Raw genomic sequence first — 19540 nt, 5'->3', positions numbered from 1 at the left:
AATACTACACTAACTATAGTTTAGAAAATTAACATTAAGTTAAAATTAAAAGCGGGTAGAAAAGTGAAAAAACAAAAATCTGGACAGGGAATTCCCTCTTTTTTTCCCATTCCCTACGAAGTTGAAGCAGGAAAGATCTATTACTGGTGCAGCTGCGGTAAAAGCAAACAACAGCCTCTTTGCGATCAAAAAAGTTGCGACAATCAATCCATTCCATATCGGGCTATACTTACAGAGACCCTCTATTTTTGTGGTTGTAAACAAACTAGAAATCCACCACTTTGTGATGGGTCACATGCCAAATTAATGCTCGATTACATAAGAAGAAAACAGAAAAATACTTAAGGAAGAGAAAAAAAGGATTTGAATGATGCTTGATCAACAATCTAAAAAGAAATCAGCTCACACGCTCAGTGAGTATGAAAAGCAGTGTCATAAATTACAAACCGAAGTCAATGTTTTGAAAAAAGCGATTGACCAATTGACTACTCTCCCAAGCGGCATCCATTTGGATTTGGATAAGCATTTAGTTGATCTCAAAAAGGCTCTTAAAAAGAATAAAGACTCCAAAGCCATTCAATCTCGGGTAGCCTCCCTGGTAGACGTGATGTCACATTTACAACAGCAAAGGCAGGACGAAAAAATTCTAATAACCGATTTCATCCACCAGGGTGCAAATCTATTGCATGAAATGCTGATTGAATTTAAGGATAAAGCGGCTTTTGAAAAAATGGAGCAATTACTAAAAACGGATGCAGATGAAAGAAAATTAATTAAGGAATTTGGCAAATTACTTACAGAATGCATCACCACAGTTGCGAAGCAGATTGAATATTGCGAGCAACATCATCACCATTTTTCTTCGAAACAAGTTAACAATCTCAACACAAAACTAAATGCAATCCTGCATATTTTGCTTGATAATTTACCAGCTCCTGAGCACCTTAAACCAAAGCAGGAAATGCTAAGGCTCAGTTTGGAAGAGGACTTAACGGAAGAGACTCTCATAACCATCGTTGATGAGTTGAAAGAACTTGTTATAAACAGCTATCAACATGAACAGCATCACTTGAAAGCTTTTGTTTCGGAGTTTTCTCAGCATTTGCGTGATTTGGATAAATATTTAAGGTCAACCACCGCTGACCTTGAGCTAGCTGAACAAGAAACGCAACACTTTGAAGAAGAGGTCAATTTAAACATTCAGAACATTAAGCAAGTGCTCAAGGAGTCAGATTCAACTGGGCAGCTCAGTGAACAGCTTAATGCAAGTTTGGCCGCCATAAAATCCCACACGAGTCATTATGTTGAAAATGAACTCACTCGTTTGGCAAATTATGAGCAACGCATTTTGGTTTTGCAGGATAAGATTTTAGAAACTGAACATGGGGCAGAGGATATAAAGCGCATGCTCTCTTTTGAGCAGATAAGAAATAACATTGACCCTCTAACGGGTTTGCCCAATAAAATGTCTTACCAAGAGCGTATTCAGGAAGCTTATAACCGATGGCGACGCGGTTTTGGCGAATTGTCTCTGGCAATTGCCAATATGGATAATTTTAAATCAATAAATGACCACTGTGGTCATCTAATTGGTGATAAAATTTTAAAGGAAATCGCCAGGATATTTCGCACTTCAATCCGCGCTGTCGATTTTCTTGCTTGTTATGGGGGTGAGGAATTCGTCTTTATTTTTGAACGAACTCAACTGCATCACGCAGTGAAAGTGGCTGAAGGGCTACGCAATGCGATAGAAGGCAATGCTTTTTATATGAATAACCATAAAATTCTTGTTACCGTTTCATTCGGTTTAACGAACCTTCAACATGGCGATAATCTCGAAAGCCTGTTCAAACGAGCCGATGCTGCATTGTTTGAGGCTAAACAATCCGGGCGTAATTGCATTGTAAGTTTTAAATAACTTGATCTAGTCTTATCAATTTGGGATCATCTTTGCCAGTGCCTATGGGGTTGGTGTTAGTATGAGTAAATTAAAAAGTATTCCTGTTGTGGTTGAAAGTGGACAGAAATATCGCACTGAGCAGGGTGTGGTTGCCATTAAAGATGGAATTAAATCAACAGAGCAATTGACAGAACGCTTGCCCAAACCAAAGTGGTTGCGCATCGTCAATCATACAACCCCCGCCTATCAGGAAGTGAAGCAGCAAGTGGTAAAACACAGGCTCGCTACGGTTTGCGAGGAAGCCAAATGTCCAAATATCGGTGAATGCTGGTCACACGGCACTGCAACCATCATGCTCATGGGGGCCGTTTGCACCCGGGCTTGTCGCTTTTGCGCGGTTGATACCGGAAATCCTCATGGCTGGCTTGACGCGAATGAACCTGAGAACACAGCAAATACCGTAGCATTAATGAATTTGGAGTATGTTGTACTGACGTCAGTGAATCGGGATGATCTTCCTGATGGCGGGGCAAAGCACTATGCCGATACCGTAAGGGCAATTAAGGCTCGTTGCCCACAAACCAAAGTGGAAGTGCTAACGCCCGACTTTCAGGGCATCGAAGCATGCATAGCGCTGTTATTGGACAGTGGAGTCGATGTTTTTGCCCAAAATGTAGAGACTGTGGAGCGATTGACGCATCCTGTTCGCGATAATCGCGCCGGTTATTGGCAAACTTTGAATGTATTGGCTTATGCCAAGAAATATCGTCCTGACGTGCTTACTAAAACCAGTTTAATGTTGGGTTTAGGTGAGACCGATGAGGAAATTATTAAAACAATGGATGAATTGCGAGCTCAACATGTAGATATTTTAACACTCGGCCAATATTTACAACCCACCAAAAATCACTTGCCAGTGGCTCGCTACGTAACCCCCGAGCAATTTCTTCAATTTCGCGAGATCGGTTTGCAAAAAGGCTTTTTCGAAGTGGCCTCAGGTCCTTTGGTGCGTTCAAGCTATCGAGCTGACCGTGTCTTTAAACGCGATAACTTAGGTTTATAACATAAGGAAAGATCGTGTCAGTTCCTTTAATTCCTATTATTTTATGTGGCGGGGCAGGTTCACGATTGTGGCCAGTCTCTCGCGAATTACACCCTAAGCCGTTTATTCGTCTGGCTGATGGCCAAAGCTTGCTGCAAAAAACATTTTTGCGTGCAGCCTCCCTAAGAGGGGTTGAGGACATTCTAACGGTTACCAACCGTGACTTATTTTTTAAAACCGAAGACGAATTCCGCGAGGTACAAACACAAGCTTTAAATTTATCTTTTATTTTAGAACCCTTCGGTCGTAACACGGCTGCCGCGATAGCTGCTGCTGCCTTGCAAATCCATGATGAGTATGGACCTGAGGCAAGGGCTTTGGTATTGCCCGCTGATCATCTTATCTCAAATCAGCAAGCTTTTGCTTTGGCTGTAAATCAGGCACTGGATTTAGCGGCTGATGAGCGCATTGTGACGTTTGGCATTCAACCGCAATCACCCGAAACAGGTTATGGTTACATTGAAGCCCAAGGCAACCAGGTGTTGCGTTTCGTTGAAAAACCAAATCTTGAAAATGCCAAAGAATATTCAAAGAGCGGCCGTTTTCTCTGGAATTCCGGAATGTTTTGTTTTCGCGCCCAAACCATGTTGTCGCAAATGGAAGTTCATTGTCCGGAAATTCTCCTTAAAACTAAAAGTTGTTTGGAGGTTTCAAGATCGGCGCGCGGGAAGGGCTTTTTTCAACTTGAGCTTGAAAGCAATGGTTTTGCTGCAGTTCCGGATATTTCCATAGACTACGCAGTCATTGAAAAATCCTCTGCGATTTCGGTGGTTCCTTGTGATATTGGCTGGAGTGATATTGGTTCCTGGAGTGCGCTTGGTGATTTGGTTGAACCTGACGTCCGAGGCAATCGCGTGGAAGGTGAGGCTTTATTGCAAGACGTTTCCGATTGCTATATTCGCAGCCAGGATCGTTTGTTGTGTGCCATAGGTGTCGATAATTTATTTATTATTGACACTCCGGACGCGCTATTGGTCGCCGACAAATCCCGAGCCCAAGACATTAAAAACATTTATCTGCAACTGAAAGAGCAGGGCCATGAAGCCCATAAACTGCACAGAACCGTTCATAGGCCTTGGGGTTCTTACACCGTATTGGAAGAGGGGCCACGCTTTAAAATCAAACGAATTGAAGTAAGGCCTAATGCCAGCTTAAGTTTGCAGATGCATTACCACCGAAGCGAACACTGGATTGTGGTAAGCGGGATGGCTAAAGTCATCAATGGCGATCAGGAAATGTTTGTTAACACCAATGAGTCGACCTATATTCCTGCCGGTCATAAACACCGTCTGGAAAACCCAGGTGTCCTTCCTCTGGTCATGATAGAGGTACAAAGTGGCGAATACATGGGGGAAGACGACATTGTCCGATTTGAAGATGTCTATGGGCGAAGTTAGCTGCTAAAGGCATAAGGGTTTCCTTTAGCAGCTACTCGAAGGCTTATGAACCTAAATTTCTTATCAGGCAAGTTCAATACTTCGTCGTTTAAAACGCTGAGTTAAAGATCTTGCAAGAATAAACATCACCAGTCCTAAGCCTACTGAAGCTAAACCTATGCCGAGATAATACTGCTGATAAACGCCTATACTGGCTTCAGGCAATATATTGTCCTCAGGAAGTGCCACAAACGCTGCCAATCGACCTGAAATGGCATTCGACAGGGATGAGGCTATGTACCAAACTCCCATGGCAAAAGCAATTTGTTCGCTGTCGCAATACAGGCCAATCATGCTCAAACCAATGGCAGAAACCCATAACTCGGCCAATGTGATCAGCACATAACTTAAACCAATGTAGTTGCCATTGATCAAGCCATTGGAGGCCATTCTGCATGCAAAAGCCAACAGCAGCAAAGCGGCTCCAGCCAATAAGGTACCAGCCGCAAACTGGTAGGGAATGATGAATCGTGGAAAGCGCGCGTAGAAACGAGGCAATTGAGTTCCAAGAATAATGATCAATAAAGGATTTAGCATCTGGTATTGGGCAGGGGAGAGCGTGAAACCCAGGAAGTGCAAGTCGGAATTATTTTTTGCGAACAGCACCAATGTGCTATTCATTTGATTATAAATGACGAAAAACACCACGGCTTCAGCGATTAACAACAGTGCCAGCAATTGCTTGGACCGTATTTGGCCAGTTAAAGACAAAGTTCTCTTTAAAAACCATAAAATACCAAATATGCAAGCCGTTGTAAGAATCACACTGGCTTGGTAGACATGGGAATAGGCATATAAGGTGAATAAATAAATAACCAGTATATAAGCGGCTAGGGTCCACATGTTTTGTCTGGAAAACGGGCTTTTATCTTTTCCCCAAAGCACATTGTCATAGAGCGAATAGCGCTTGGCAAAATTAATCGCAGCAATGGATTTCCCTATAAAGACCAATGTCAAAACCGAAAGGGGCCCATAAGGGCTATCTAACAGCTTTGGCGCAATGAGTGCAGCCAATAATCCGCCTACATTAATGGCCATGTAATAAAAAGTCATGGCTGATTTCCCTGCAATGGCATCATTGGCATAAATATGCGATACCATGCTGGATGCCGTTCCCATCAGCAGGGAATTGGTAACCGGAATCAGCGCGTAAGCAGCGATAAAAAAGGTGTCGCCATGAGAAACCAAAGTGAATCCGCTTAACATTACCAGCAAATAGGCCAGAGCCAATAGGACACTGCCTAGCAGAATGGCACGGCGAATGCCAATGATTTTATCGGCCATAAAACCACCGAGAATGGGCATTAGGTAGCCTGTGGCCTGGCTTATCCCTATAAATGCATAGGCTTTTTCTTGAGAGTATCCTAAGCCATGGGTTAGTAAAGGCCTGGTAAGGAATAGAATCAGGATGGTGTTTAACGCATAAACCGAAAATTGGCTCCAGAACGTTATGAAAATAATGTTATTCGTTTGCTGCTGGCGGATGCTGAATTGCGGGAAGTAGCTCTTGATTGTTTGTGCCACCATATAAACTCCCTTTATAGGCAGAAATCCTTTTCCATAAACTACTGTAACTTAAGTTTATTTCTTAGCCAATATCACATCAATAATATGGGTATCATGATAGGGGAAGCTGAATATTTCATTAAAAAGACGCTTGATGCGGTTTAATAGGAAATTTTTCGGCAGCATGCGGATGGTCAAGCTGTTGAGGAACCAGGTGCCTTCAATGCCAAACTGGATTAATTCTTCAATATTGTTCAATACAATTGGAATGTATAAGCGCTCATGCCGGACAATTTTAAATTGATGCTGAGAAAACACATGCCTTAACTCATCAAGTCCCGAGGCAACAGTCGTATTTTTGGTGAGAGCTTTGTAATAATGTCCTACAACCGTGCTTTTTAATGTTCCTTGTGCTATGAATTCGGCAAGGTATTGCTGAGCTACCGGAAAGGATTCATAGGTTGTGGTAATAAGCGAAAAATAGCCGTTTGAGCGAGTTAGGAGATCGGCTTCATTAAATAAAGTCTGAATGGGGATGTAGGCATTGATGAAATGGGCCAATACCAAATCCTGGCTATGATGGGGGAGGAAGCGGCTTGCCTCTGTGGCGCTGCCTTCAATGGTGGTCAAAGTTAAGGCCTGGCGAGCAAGCTCCAGCATTTCCGAAGAAATGTCAATGCCCGTGAAATCGGCCTCAGGCATGCAATGTGTCAGTTGCGCCAAAAATGCACCGTCACCCACACCAAAGTCTAGTACTTTATAGTGTGGCCTTAACCCCAAATGTTCTCGTTTAATTTGTGCAATCGCTGCTCGATGACTTTGGCTTATCGAGCCAAAACGATCGGCTGTGGCATAATGGCCTGCAATTTCATTATACATGGCCTTTAAGGACACTACGCTTTCCAAGTTAGAAACATCCAAACAGTATATCTCTATTTAACAGCGTTTTGCGACTATTCTTTGCTGGAAAAAATGATTGACGGTGAATAAAGGGGCATTATGAGAGATAAATAAAAAGAGATTTTTTATTTATCTGATGTTATGATTCACCCAAAAAAACGTCATCTTCAAGGAGCTCAGGTTTGAAGGATTTCAAGTTTTTATTTGCTCTTATGTCATTGATTTGGTTTACGGATGCATACGCCTACCTGGATCCAGGTACTGGAAGCTTAATCATTCAATCCACAATTGCAGCGGTTACCGGCGGCCTTTTTGTTCTGAAAACTTATTGGCATAAATTAAAATCGCTGTTTTGCAGAAAACAAAATACAGCCGAGGAAGAAAAAAGCCAGAGTCCTGAGTCGCCGCATAATCATTAATACAATGGATTAAGAAACGGATGAGCTTTTTGATTGTAGAGATTGATCAATGATTCAAATAACCATACAGATTTTGCTGTTTACTGGCTGTTTTCTTCTGGCTCTACTCTTAATTCTCCCTTGTGCACGTTTATTCGGTATTCAAATCCTTTCATCGGAAAGGGATTCTCATCTTGATGGGATACGAGGAATAGCCGCAATGATGGTTGTATGCTGTCACATCAACCAACACCTGCTTTCTTTTTTTAATCTGACTCAATATGCCGATGTAGGAAACCGGTTCGGCTTACTCGGTGTTGAAATATTTTTTGGGTTAACGGCTTACTTATTCACCAAGAGGGCTTGGCAGGGGAAGTTTGATCCGGCAACTTTTTATATATCCCGAATTAGACGAATAGTCCCCCTATACCTCTTCGCCTGTTTAATGACTCTGGTTTTTACATTTTATTTTGCCGGGGTTCACATTCCGAAATGGTCATTGTTTATTAAGTATTGCCTCGATGTCATAAGCTTTGGCTTCATCAGCGACAGGAACTTGATGATTGAAGGTTTCAATGCCAAAGCTTTGATTGGTGTGGCCTGGTCATTGAGTTATGAATGGAAATTTTATCTGTTTTTGCCCGTTTTATATTATCTTTATCAGTATTCCAGCAGATTGGCGATGATGGTTTGTGCTGTTCTTTTCCTGTTGGCGGCCCGGGATTTTTACGAAGCCGGAGCCGTATACTGGCCCTTTTTTATGATTGGCAGCAGCGCTGCTGTAATCACTTCATTTTGTAATGTGAATTCCGCTTCAATTAAGCGATTATTTTCCATCCTATTTTGGCTTTTTTTATCGTTAACATTGTTCTTCCCCAATTTTTCCTATCAGCATTTTTTATTGCTTTTTCCAGCTTTTATTTTCTTATTGTTAGGCGAGCCGAGCATATTGACCATTCGTCCACTCGTTGCTTTAGGACGGGTAAGTTACAGCATTTATTTGCTCCAGTATCTGGTTTTAATGCCTGTTGTGACTATTTGCTGGAGCAAGGATATTAAAACAGCAGGTCCTATTCTTAAATTTGCTGCAGCCTATTCCGTGGTCTGTATCCTCATACCATTCGCGTGTTTTACCTACAAATACATTGAATTGAAATGGTTGCACGGCAAGCCATTTTGGCGAAGGAGTAATGCTCTTGAGAGCGTTCCTGCCTAATCAACTGTTTATATCACTCAAATTTAGTCTGAACGGAAGATAGTACGCATGAAGATGAAACTTATTGATAGCAACCAGCAGATAGAAGCCGCACAACGCGTGAACTCTTCTTTTCGTGATCCGGGAGCTCAGGTTTATGAATTAAACGGTGTCATTTACCGGGAAATTTATGAGTCTTCCCATCCTGATTATCTGAAATTGATGTCGTCTGGTCTTTATGATGCACTGTCATCGCGTGGGCTATTGATAAAACATGAGGAAGTAGGCCATGAACGGGCATTAAACCCTCATGCTAAAGTGATTATTAAGCCTGAAATAATCCCTTTTATTTCCTACCCTTATGAATGGTCGTTTTCACAATTAAAAGATGCAGCTTTACTAACCCTTGAAATCGCTAAAACAGCAATTGAATATGGCATGATTTTAAAAGATGCCAGTGCTTACAATATTCAATTTTATCGCGGCAAACCTGTTTTAATCGATACAAGCTCATTGACTATTTACGAAGAAGGTACCCCCTGGATAGCATACAATCAATTCTGTAGACATTTTCTTGCGCCCTTAGCTTTAATGGCAAACAAGGATGTCCGATTAAACTGTTTATGCAAACAGTTTATTGATGGCATTCCGCTGGATTTGGCCAGTACTCTGCTGCCTTCAAGAACAAAACTTTCGCTCTCCTTATTTATCCATATCCATGTTCATGCAAGAGCACAACAAAAATTTAGTGATTCAGCGCAAAAAGTTACTTCAAAGCAAAATATTTCTAAAGTGGGTTTGCTCGGGCTATTAGACAGCTTAACCTCGGCAATTAATAAACAGCGCTGGAAACCGATTAAAACAGAATGGTCTGATTACTACACCCAAACCAATTACACCGATAAAGCGGCTGAACATAAGTCGCAAGTGATTGAGCAGTACGTCAATAAGGCGGCTGCCAAAGCCATTTGGGATTTGGGGGCCAATAATGGCTTTTACAGCCGTGTTGCAGCAAAAACAGGGGCTGATGTCATCAGTTTTGATATTGATCCTGTGGCAGTTGAAAGCAATTACATCAAGGTTAAACAAGAAAAAAATGTTACCATTCTTCCCTTGTTGCAAGACTTGACTGCACCAAGTCCTAATATTGGCTGGTCTGAAGGGGAGCGTGATGGATTTAAAGAGAGAGCTTCACCGGATTTGGTGATGGCCTTAGCTCTAATACACCATTTAGCTATATCCAATAATGTTCCCTTAACTCATATTGCTGAATTGTTTTCAAGTCTGGCAGATTATTTAATAATTGAGTTTGTGCCCAAAGAAGATTCGCAAGTACAACGATTATTATCCAGTCGCCCTGATATTTTCCCGACCTACCACCTTGAAGGCTTTAAGTCTGTTTTCTCTAACTACTATACGATTGTGGACGAAGTGTCCCTGCATGATAGCCAGAGAACACTGTTTCTGATGAAGAGGAGATAAGAGGGTGGGGCAATTCAAAGCAAATTGGCGTTATTTATTTGTATTTCCTTTTTTCTTAACGGCCATATTGACCTCATTTCTTGCTGCTAATGGCATTGAGAGTACCAGTCACGAAGCATTAACCTGTTACTTGTTGTTAACTGGTATAAGCTTCTTTCCAGGTTTGTTATTGATGTATGGAGGGGCTTTCTTAAGGATCAGTTTATTGTCATTTTTGGTTATTTTGTTAATACTTAGCCAGTTCAAAACGCTGCCTGTATTGCCTTTTTCATTGAAATACCGCTATTTGATACCTGTGCTTTTTGCAACAGTAGCCAGCCTTTTATATGTCCTTAGGAACAAATTGGACGAGCTAGTATTCCTGGTTTTTGGCTTGCTTTGGATTGGCGCTTTCTTTACTCCGAAAAGCAGTTTTATCCATGTTCAAGAATTTCAACCCGAACGGGATGCAAACAGTAATTTACCACCCTATGTCGAAGTGGTGCTTGATGAGCACATTGGCCTTGAAGGCGTTGATCCCAAGGATGCGCCGCAATTGGTGGATCAGATTAAAAATAAATACATCAATGAGCATTTCCGCGTGTTTGGCCGAGCCTTCAGTAGGGATGTGCGTTCGATTGCCTCATTTTCAAATTTCTTAAATTTTAAACCCATAAACGATCTTAGCCCTTATTTGAATGATGTAACAGAAGAAGATAAGCACAGCGTTATTAAAAATAAACTGTTTAAAGCACTTAGTCAGCAAGGTTATCATATTAATGTATTGCAAAGTTCTTACCTGGATGTGTGTGAACCTCAAAACCATGTTGCCTTTAAAACCTGCGTCACCTACAAGCACATTGCGCCAACCCCGGGCAATCCTTCAACGGGTACAATAACTAAGTCTGTGGCAATACTTAAAAATATTTTTTCCATATTGCACCTGGAAATCGTTTATAATCGCCTCAAAGAAAGCAAAGTTTGGGCATTGCTTGATTTGCCAAAACAGGATGATGAAACCTTATTGAGTCCGTCAACGGCAGCTTATAAAGCCTTTCCTGAAGTGTTAAGACTGGCGCAAAATATAAAGCGGGGAAATGCCTATTTTATTCATTTGCTTCTTCCACATGCCCCCTATGTATTTAATAAAGAGTGCCAGTATGTCGGGGAGCAGCAAAACAAAACCCAGGCTTATTTTAATCAGGTAGAGTGTACACATAAGTTATTAACTGAGTTTTTGCAGGTAGTGAATAACAACCCTGAGACGGCAAACAGCACAATCATTTTTCATGGGGATCATGGTTCGAGAATAGAAGAACCAGATGTACGAAGAAATTATCAATTTACTCAGGAAAATATTATTAAAAATTTCAGTGCCTTTTTCGCAGTGAAAAGCCCTTTATATTCTGCGGGCTATGACTTAACTGAATTGCCTTTGGACTTTCTCCTTAAGAAAATTATTTCAGGGAAAGATATAAAGGCAGAGGAAAAAACTGCAAACTTCGTGTATTTGAGAAGCCGCAATCAATTTGATTTGGGAAAAATGGCTATGCCTGATTTTCGCCTAGGCCAAGTGGCAGGACAACCAACAACAACCACATGATGAGATTATTAAAAACCTCTGGCTTGTCTGGTGTTGCTACTCTTTTAAAGATACTTACCAGTTTACTGAGTCTTAAAATCGTTTCCATCTATACAGGGCCTGAGGGTGTGGCCATTCTTGGACAGTTTATGGCCTTGGTAAACATCTTTGCCGTGATTGCCGGTGGGGGGATTAGTCTTGGGGTTATCAAATACGTTGCAGAGTATCGATTATCCTCCTCACGTTTGATTTCATTTTTGGGCAATGCGTCAGCTTATACTCTCTTTTTTTCAACAATAACCCTGTTGTTGGGTTTAATGTTTAGCAGGTATTTATCCCACTTAATTTTAGGAGCGGCTGAGTACGATTATTTAATCCGCTGGCTGGCCATTGTTCAATTGTTTGTTGCAATAAATACGTTATTTTGCTCTGTAATTAATGGATTTGAACAAATAAAACGCTTAGTCATTGTCAATATAAGCAGTAGCGTTATTAGTATGGTACTGGTCAGCATAATGTCTGTCTATTTTCAGCTCAAAGGCACTTTACTGGCATTTATTTTGTCCCAGGGATTAGCTGCTTTTATTACTCTGCTCGTCATTGTTCGACAGGATTGGTTTCCTCATTTATTGGCTTTTAGGTTTAAAACAACTTACTGGCTTGATTTATCCCGTTATTCTTTAATGAATATCATCAGTGCACTTACTGTCCCTGTTGCCCAAATTATTGTTCGAAATGACTTAAATCATCAATTTGGCTGGGAGTTCGTAGGCTATTGGCAGGCCGTTTTGCGGGTTTCCGATGCTTATTTGCTTTTTGTTACCACGGCTCTAACGGCTTATTATTTGCCCCGACTTTCACAACTTAAGACCAATCAAGCTTTAAAAGCGGAAATGTGGCAATCTTATAAAATTTTAATGCCAATCATTGCTGTAACTTTATTTTCCATTCAGGCAGGCCGGGACTTGATCATTCGAATTCTTTACACGGAAGGATTTGAGGCGGCGAGTGATTTATTCCTTTGGCAATTGGTCGGTGATTTTTTTAGAATCGCAGGCTGGTTGCTGACTTATCTGCTGTTGGCAAAATCCTGGACAAAAATGTACATCGCTACTGAAATTACCTTGAGCATCTTGTTTGTCATCATTAGCCATGTTTTATCCAGAGGCTACGGCTTGATTGGTGCCAGTTATGCTTTTGCACTGACTTATTTTATTTATTGGTTAATTATGCTGGGAGTAAGTTTAATTTACTTTAGGAAAAACAGAGAAATAATTCCAGACCTGGGCCATTCCTATTCCGTTTAGCGAATTGTTCAACATTGAAATAAGCTTTTTTTTCGAGTAGACTTCGGCCCTGAAAGAACAAAAAACCTGGGTATTATTACATAGAGGTAAAGGAATAGATGATTAAGGAATTATCAAGTAATGCAAGTAATAATGACCCTCTAATACCAAGTTCACTATTCATTAAATACATCCCTGTAAATCCCGGTGATTTACACACCCCCGTATCTTCAAGTGCACAGTCATTGTTTAATGCTTTTTTTGGTCATGGCGATTATGAAACCAGTCATTAAACTATTCGGATATTTTCTTGGTGGTTTTTTTTTGCTGTACTCCTTTTGGCAAGTACACTGGGATGAGTTTTTAACCTGCATCAAAAATATCGATTTGAGATGGATTATCGTCATGGCGGTCTCCTTACTGTTGTCGATGTTTTTGCGCAGCATCCGTTGGCAATTGATACTGGGTTTACCCAGACAGGACATGGGTCGGGTTTGGGATGCAACCTGCATAGGCTATCTTGGCACAGCAATTTATCCTGCAAAAGCAGGGGATGTCCTTAAAATTCTGCGCTTGCAAAAAACAACAGGCATAACCACTGGTGAAGCATTAATGAGCCTTATTGTCGATAGGATTTTTGATGGTTTGGCACTGAGTGCTTTGTTGGCTGTTTCCATTCTGGCCTGGGGAAAACTGCTCAATGTAAGTCATAGCCTCTGGCTGGTGGTGGCAGGTTTTATGGTTGTATTTCTACTCCTTTCCTGGTTTTGCATTAGCGGCCATCGGTTGGAACCCTTGTTTTTAAAATTATCCAACAAACACTCCTTCGGAAAATGGTTTTACCAGTTTTATCAACAATCCCTCAATGGATTGAAATTATTAAAATCTCCAAAACGACTATTTGCCTGTGGCGGTATCCAAGCTTTCATTACGGCATTTGATATTCTGGCTTGTTGGTATTTGTTCCTTGCGTTTGGCTGGAAAGATTTATCCCTACTGCCAGCAATCATCATCTTGGTTTACCTAGCCGCAGCGTTTTCATTGCCTTCGACGCCGGGATACATTGGCGTATACCAAATTGCGTCAATCTTTGCCTTAGGTTTATTCGGTATCCGGGAAACGGAAGCAGTGGCTTATGGGACTGTATTTCAAACCATCGCCTTCATTCTTTTTGTAGGTGTTGGCATTCAAGCACAATTGGGAAAGACAAAACACAGCTTACGTTCGGTTCATGACAGCAACTGAATGTGATAAGGGGATATAATGAGTGAAAAATTGGCTCTTCATGGTGGAACTCCTGTTCGCTCTACCTTACTTCCATACGCCCGTCAAAGCATTGACGAGGACGATAGAAAGGCAGTAGAGGACGTTTTAAAAGGTGATTGGCTGACCACTGGCCCCATGGTCAAACAATTTGAAGAAGCCGTCAGCCACTATGCAGGAGCCAAGGAAGCTGTGGCTGTAAATACGGGCACAGCAGCATTGCATGCAGCTGCATGGGCTGCAAACATTGGTTCAGGGGATGAGGTGATCGTTCCGGCCATTTCCTTTGTGGCCAGTGCCAATTGCGTGCTGTACTTAGGTGGGAAACCTGTTTTTGCTGATCTTTCCCCCGATACGCTCAACATTGATCCGAAAGAAATTGAAAGAAAGATCACGTCAAAAACCAAAGCCATTATCGCCGTTGATTTCGCAGGGCATCCCTGTGATCACGATGCAATTCGCGACATAGCTAAAAAAAATAATCTCACCGTAATCGAAGATGCCGCACATTCATTAGGCGCAAGCTATAAGAGTCAAAAGGTAGGTTCTATTCAGGAGATGACCATCTTAAGTTTCCATCCTGTAAAACATGTCACGACAGGTGAGGGGGGGATGGTTCTTACGAATGATGCAGCCAAAGCCAAACGCATGCGTTCATTTCGCCACCATGGAATTGATTTGGATTTCCACCAACGCGCACAAACTCAGTCCTGGCGGTACGACATCATTGGTTTGGGCTATAACTATCGAATTCCAGACATAAACTGCGCGCTTGGCCTTAGCCAATTGAGCAAGTTGGATGCGTGGCTTGAAAGACGCCGCTTCATCGCTGATTGTTATCAGGAAGGCTTGTCTGACCTGTCTGCCATTGAATTGCCAACCGAACGTGAAAACTGCAGTTCGGCCTGGCATCTTTATGTGATGCGTTTAAATTTCAATCAATTAAAAGCCAACCGAGACGAAATTTTTGCTGCATTGCGTGCGGAAAACATCGGAGTTAATGTACACTACATTCCCATTCCCTGGATGAGTTACTATCAACAGTTAGGTTATCAAAAAGGAAATTGGCCGGTCGCTGAAACGGAATACGAAAGGATGATCAGCCTGCCCATGTTTCCTGCTATGAACGATAAGGATATTGAGGATGCAATTGCAGCCATTAGAAAAGTAATTACTGCTTATAGGAAATAATAAGACATAGGATGATTGATTGATGAAACTTCGTCTTGCTGAACCAAAAGATTCATTGGCGATTTTGCATTGGCGCAATGACCCTCATAGCCGGGCAATGTCTCGCGATCAAAAACATATTGATGAAGTGAGTCATAATCTGTGGTTTGAAAAATTGCTGCAGAATCCCAAGCGCTTGTTGCTCATTGGGGAAATGATGGATGAGGCTGTAGGTATGGTTCGCTTTGATCAGCTAATAAATGGCACAACCTGGGAGGTCAGCATTGCTCTGGCACCTCAATTCCGCGGTCAGGGATTAAGTAAGAAACTGTTGGAAAAATCATTGAATTATTTTCATTCAAAATATTCAGAAGCTGTGATTTTGGCTGAGATTAAGCAATCCAATGTACCAAGTCGAAAATTATTTGAAAGTCTTGGTTTTCAATATGTTTCGACTCAGGGTGACATATTGTGCTTCTCCTACGAAGAAGCCTACGCATAACGGGGTTAGTGATATGACGGAAGAAATTAAACCACAACGGGTGGATAAATATTTTAAAAGCTTCTCTTTTTTGTGGAAAGGGGCTTTGGGCTATCTCGCTTACATAGCGGTTTTCCCAGTTTGGTTACCTGCATGGCTTCATAAGATCCGCGGGGTAAAAATGGATAAATTCAGAACGGTTTATATTGCCCCAAATGTATTGATTGATACCACATTCCCACAGCACGTCACCATTGAAGACAATGTCTACATTACCCGTGGGGCTAAAATCATCTCCCATACATCCTACACTCCTGCGACTCAAATCGAAACGGGGGTTGAATTCAGTGTTTCCGATGTCGTCATAAAATATGGGGCATACATCGGTGTAAATGCAATCATATTGCCCTCAGTCCAAATCGGCCGCTGTGCAATCGTTGGGGCGGGTGCCGTGGTAACGAAAGATGTTCCGGATTATGCGATTGCTGTAGGCAATCCCGCCAGAATTGTAGGCGATGTCCGCAATCTGAAAGATAAAAACAAAACTGCCAATGAACAAGTTACACAGGAAATGCTGTTATGACAGAAAAAGTGAAGGTATTGGTTATTGTCCCAGCCTACAACGAGGAAGACAGTCTTCCATCACTCCTATCTGAAATCAAACAACTGGGCTATGATGCCGTGGTGATCGACGATTGCTCCCGTGATGCCACTGCCCAAGTGGCCTCAAAATGTGGCTTTCCGGTGCTATCTCTGGCTGCCAATTTGGGGATTGGCGGAGCAGTACAAACTGGCTTTAAGTATGCGCTAAGCCATGGATATGACATCGTTGTTCAAGTGGACGGAGATGGCCAGCATAATCCTGTGTGGATTGAATCCTTAATTGACCCGATCATCAAGGGAGAGGCTGATTGCGTAATTGGTTCTCGCTACGTAAGGGAAAATCCGGATAAAGATTATAAAACCCCCTTTGCCCGACGAATGGGCATGTATTTTTCGCAGAGTATCCTTTATCTGGCCAGCGGTATTCATGTCACAGATACGACATCAGGATTGCGTGCTTTGAGTCGAAGGGCTTTTGAGTATTTTGCAAAATATTACCCTGTGGATCACCCAGAGGCCGAGGCCTTATTTATGTTACACCGCAAAGGATTTCGGATTGCGGAAATACCCGTAAAAATGCGGGGCCGGGTTCATGGACAGTCTTTGTTTAATTTTGCTAAAGCCAGTCTGTATCCAATAAGAGTTCTAATTGGTTTTACAGGCCTTTTATTGAAGAGAAGGGATAGTTAAGATGAGCTATATTTTGAAACCCGCAATACTTGGAGTAAGCGTTTTACTTCTGGTTTTGGCTTACACCATTCATCTTGTCCGCAGTGAGAAGCTCAGTGCCCATATGGCAATCAGCTGGATCATCGCTGAAATTGCCTTTCTTGTTGTGATGATGTTTGAACCCCTCAGGGTCTCCCTAAGATCCTTTCTTGGAGAGCAGAATGCCCCGTTCAGCTTATTTTTGCTCGGTGCGGTTTGGATTGTTTTTTTAATGCTAGAAAGCCTGACTCGAATTTCTTCCTTAACGAATAAACTGAAGCAAATCAATCAGGAATTGGCACTAACCCAGGAGCGTTTGAAACGGGCTGAGCAACTCATTCAGTCCAGTGAATTAGCGCAAGGCTTTGATCATGCGCAGTAATGTTCAGAAACTACTAGTCTTAATGTGGTTTGGCTTCTGCTTGTTCTTATTTGTCATCGTCGACCACCCAGTTCAGTTAGGGCGAGTATTTCCGAAGCAAATCGTGCTCATTCAAACCATGTATGAAACGGTTCACCCCTACTTTTATCGAGAAGCCCACGTATAGTGTGAAATACAATGAAATCTCTATTAATAATTGTTATTTATTCTTTATCCTTAATCGGTTGTGGTAATGCACTATTACTTCTCTTTTCTCCTACGCTGACCAGAACAATGGCTCTAAATATTAAATTGGCCTTGGGTACTGCGCTCTTGTCTGCTTTATGGATTATTTTAGGTCTATTGGGGTTACTTGAAAACAAAATAATCTGGACTACTCTCTTAGGCTTTGCTCTGTTTGGACTTATTCATTTAAGATCATTGGTCACGACGAATCGGGGTCAGTTAACTGAAGCCCTTGGGAATTCTCAGACTTATAAAAGCATTTATTTCTGGCTTGCATTGCTGTCGCTAATCATAATTTCCTGGATCGGCATATTAGCTTACCTTCGTCCTCCTGCGGGTGACGCTGCTGCTTTTTATATGGTTTACCCAAAAATCATTGCAGCAACAGGACTTTTAGAGGCTATGCCCGGAACCTATCATGATTTTTCCTCCATTGGACTGAGTGGAGAATTGCATTTTGCAATTCTTATGAAACTAGGAAGTGTGGCCGACGCCAAATTCTTTTCCTGGATGATTGGAGCTTGCCTGTTATTTCTCTTAAAAGAGCTAACCGAAGAGGTCGGGGGTGGCCGGGTTGCTCAAATTGTGGCAGTCGCCATGCTTCTGACTTCAACGACCTACACGGACTATTTATCCGATGGTAAAACGGATTTATTCGCTACTTTTTATGCCGTTGCCGCTATCTTTTGCCTAATCAGCAAAGAAAGAAAGCAATTCAGTAAAGAGTTGCTGATTTTGGCAGGTTTACTGTGCGGCTTTGCTATGTCTGCCAAATTTTCTTTCATCGTTGCATTATTCCCCGCAGCTGTATTTTTGTTGATGCTGCAAAACTTTTCGCAAAGACATGAACGATCTTGGTTTATACCCTTTCTCCTGCAATCCATGCTTTTCATGGCAGCAGTAGCTGTGGCACTTCTGCCGCATTTTATAAAAAATGCCATGTTGTTTGGCAATCCATTGGCACCCTTTTTAGGCATGAATAATTGGGCTGATCAATCATCCTGGTATAATTGGAAAGATACGCTATGGATTGTCGCTACTTATCCCCTATCGCTGGTGTTCGGCTTGTATCCTTTGATGGGTGGGGCGATGTCCGTATTGTGGATTGCAGCGTTTGCTCTTATCCCTTTCGTTTCAAAAACGAAATTCTCTCTTCGTAATCCGCTTATGCAATTAACTTTGGCAGGCTGCTTTGGCTTGCTTTGCTGGATAGGGGTTAAACCTTCTATATTTGTTTTACGATATTTCTTAGCCCCTTTAATTTTATTGATCCCCTTGCCCGCAATTGCTGTGGAGGAACAATGGAGTAGGGAGCTTAAACCCCGCATCGTCTCTCTTAGCTATGCTCTGTTCGCTGCTGTAATTCTGCTCATGGTGCCTTTTTTACCGAATACTGGTGCCTGGACCATTATGGCACTCAAAGACTTTCGCCATCCATTGACTCCCAAAGACAACTGCAACTGGGAAATATTTAGCTATTGCAAAGGATTTGATAATTTAAATCGTTCAGTACCTAAGGGAGAACGAGTGTTCCTAACTGGTTATTACAGTTATTGGATGCGTGACGATCTGTTACAATGCATCAATCAGATTAGTGATTTTGACTTATTCAGTAAGCCGGATGTAAACATGTGGTCAGAGCTATATGATCGAGGCTTTAAGCATGTCGCAGTACAAAAAGCCACCCACGACAAATATTTAAAGCAATTAAAAGCACAAAATCCACCGGATTGGTTGTTGGTAAAAATGGAATTTGAAGATTCTGATATGCCAATATTTCACATTGAATCGCGCGATCAAACAAAATTACCGCATTTATTCTGTGGACAAAATGCAAAAAGACAATGGAAACCACTTGTCAGGGTTGCGAGATCGTAATGCTGCCTAGGCTGATTAATAATGAGCCTGAATCTGGTTTTTGAGTTTTTATCTGGTTTTGCAG

Annotated in this window: 18 protein-coding genes; 16 read left to right on the top strand and 2 right to left on the bottom strand. The window is 41.8% G+C overall.

Annotated features, from left to right (window positions below):
• The first annotated feature begins 63 nt into the window (after positions 1-63).
• From EL203_RS09495 to EL203_RS09480, 4 genes are all read left to right on the top strand, one after another.
• Positions 64-345 carry a CDGSH iron-sulfur domain-containing protein gene (locus EL203_RS09495; RefSeq protein ID WP_232003930.1) on the top strand — a complete coding sequence of 94 codons (282 nt, stop codon included), beginning with the start codon at positions 64-66 and terminating at the stop codon, positions 343-345.
• A 22-nt stretch (positions 346-367) separates the two neighbouring features.
• A complete protein-coding gene (locus EL203_RS09490; protein ID WP_064108340.1) occupies positions 368-1918 on the top strand; it encodes a GGDEF domain-containing protein in 1551 nt (516 codons plus the stop codon).
• A gap of 61 nt (positions 1919-1979) precedes the next feature.
• Positions 1980-2963, top strand: coding sequence for a lipoyl synthase (gene lipA / locus EL203_RS09485; protein WP_058469793.1), 984 nt, complete (start codon positions 1980-1982; stop codon positions 2961-2963).
• A 14-nt stretch (positions 2964-2977) separates the two neighbouring features.
• Positions 2978-4399, top strand: coding sequence for a mannose-1-phosphate guanylyltransferase/mannose-6-phosphate isomerase (locus tag EL203_RS09480; RefSeq protein ID WP_058469792.1), 1422 nt, complete (start codon positions 2978-2980; stop codon positions 4397-4399).
• A gap of 63 nt (positions 4400-4462) precedes the next feature.
• On the opposite strand, the gene EL203_RS09475 is transcribed toward EL203_RS09480, so the two are convergent.
• Positions 4463-5965 carry a peptide MFS transporter gene (locus EL203_RS09475; RefSeq protein WP_058469791.1) on the bottom strand — a complete coding sequence of 501 codons (1503 nt, stop codon included), beginning with the start codon at positions 5963-5965 and terminating at the stop codon, positions 4463-4465.
• A 54-nt stretch (positions 5966-6019) separates the two neighbouring features.
• Positions 6020-6838, bottom strand: coding sequence for a class I SAM-dependent methyltransferase (locus tag EL203_RS09470; RefSeq protein WP_058469790.1), 819 nt, complete (start codon positions 6836-6838; stop codon positions 6020-6022).
• Between the two features lie 188 nt (positions 6839-7026).
• Here EL203_RS09470 and EL203_RS09465 point away from each other — a divergent pair, with 188 nt between their 5' ends.
• The 12 genes from EL203_RS09465 (at position 7027) to EL203_RS09410 (ending at position 19476) form a co-directional block, all read left to right on the top strand.
• Positions 7027-7263, top strand: a complete 237-nt coding sequence (locus tag EL203_RS09465; protein WP_058469789.1) for a hypothetical protein — start codon at positions 7027-7029, stop codon at positions 7261-7263.
• 49 nt (positions 7264-7312) lie between these two features.
• Positions 7313-8458 (top strand): acyltransferase family protein, encoded by a 1146-nt coding sequence (locus EL203_RS09460; protein WP_058469788.1) that lies wholly within the window; start codon positions 7313-7315, stop codon positions 8456-8458.
• A 48-nt stretch (positions 8459-8506) separates the two neighbouring features.
• A complete protein-coding gene (locus tag EL203_RS09455) occupies positions 8507-9919 on the top strand; it encodes a methyltransferase domain-containing protein (protein ID WP_232003928.1) in 1413 nt (470 codons plus the stop codon).
• Positions 9920-9923: 4 nt separating this feature from the next.
• Positions 9924-11501 carry a sulfatase-like hydrolase/transferase gene (locus EL203_RS09450; protein ID WP_058469786.1) on the top strand — a complete coding sequence of 526 codons (1578 nt, stop codon included), beginning with the start codon at positions 9924-9926 and terminating at the stop codon, positions 11499-11501.
• A complete protein-coding gene (locus EL203_RS09445; protein ID WP_058469785.1) occupies positions 11498-12787 on the top strand; it encodes an O-antigen translocase in 1290 nt (429 codons plus the stop codon). Before EL203_RS09450 ends, EL203_RS09445 begins: the two co-directional genes overlap by 4 nt.
• Positions 12788-13042: 255 nt before the next feature.
• Positions 13043-14011, top strand: coding sequence for a lysylphosphatidylglycerol synthase transmembrane domain-containing protein (locus EL203_RS09440; protein WP_058469784.1), 969 nt, complete (start codon positions 13043-13045; stop codon positions 14009-14011).
• Positions 14012-14029: 18 nt separating this feature from the next.
• Positions 14030-15220: a UDP-4-amino-4,6-dideoxy-N-acetyl-beta-L-altrosamine transaminase gene (gene pseC / locus EL203_RS09435; protein ID WP_197723110.1), complete on the top strand. Its 1191-nt coding sequence runs from the start codon at positions 14030-14032 to the stop codon at positions 15218-15220.
• A gap of 22 nt (positions 15221-15242) precedes the next feature.
• On the top strand, positions 15243-15701 hold the full coding sequence (locus EL203_RS09430) for a GNAT family N-acetyltransferase (RefSeq protein ID WP_058469782.1): 459 nt from the start codon (positions 15243-15245) through the stop codon (positions 15699-15701).
• Between the two features lie 13 nt (positions 15702-15714).
• Positions 15715-16263 carry an acyltransferase gene (locus EL203_RS14680; protein ID WP_058469781.1) on the top strand — a complete coding sequence of 183 codons (549 nt, stop codon included), beginning with the start codon at positions 15715-15717 and terminating at the stop codon, positions 16261-16263.
• On the top strand, positions 16260-16973 hold the full coding sequence (locus EL203_RS09420; RefSeq protein ID WP_058469780.1) for a glycosyltransferase family 2 protein: 714 nt from the start codon (positions 16260-16262) through the stop codon (positions 16971-16973). Before EL203_RS14680 ends, EL203_RS09420 begins: the two co-directional genes overlap by 4 nt.
• A 1-nt stretch (position 16974) precedes the next feature.
• Complete coding sequence (locus tag EL203_RS09415) at positions 16975-17373, top strand: DUF2304 domain-containing protein (protein ID WP_058469779.1); 399 nt, start codon at positions 16975-16977, stop codon at positions 17371-17373.
• A gap of 177 nt (positions 17374-17550) precedes the next feature.
• On the top strand, positions 17551-19476 hold the full coding sequence (locus EL203_RS09410; RefSeq protein WP_058469778.1) for an ArnT family glycosyltransferase: 1926 nt from the start codon (positions 17551-17553) through the stop codon (positions 19474-19476).
• The last annotated feature ends 64 nt before the right edge of the window (positions 19477-19540 follow it).

The sequence above is a fragment of the Legionella jordanis genome (assembly GCF_900637635.1).
GTDB lineage: Bacteria > Pseudomonadota > Gammaproteobacteria > Legionellales > Legionellaceae > Tatlockia > Tatlockia jordanis.
Note: the sequence above shows the minus strand (reverse complement) of the source record. Positions and strands in the feature narration are given on the sequence as shown.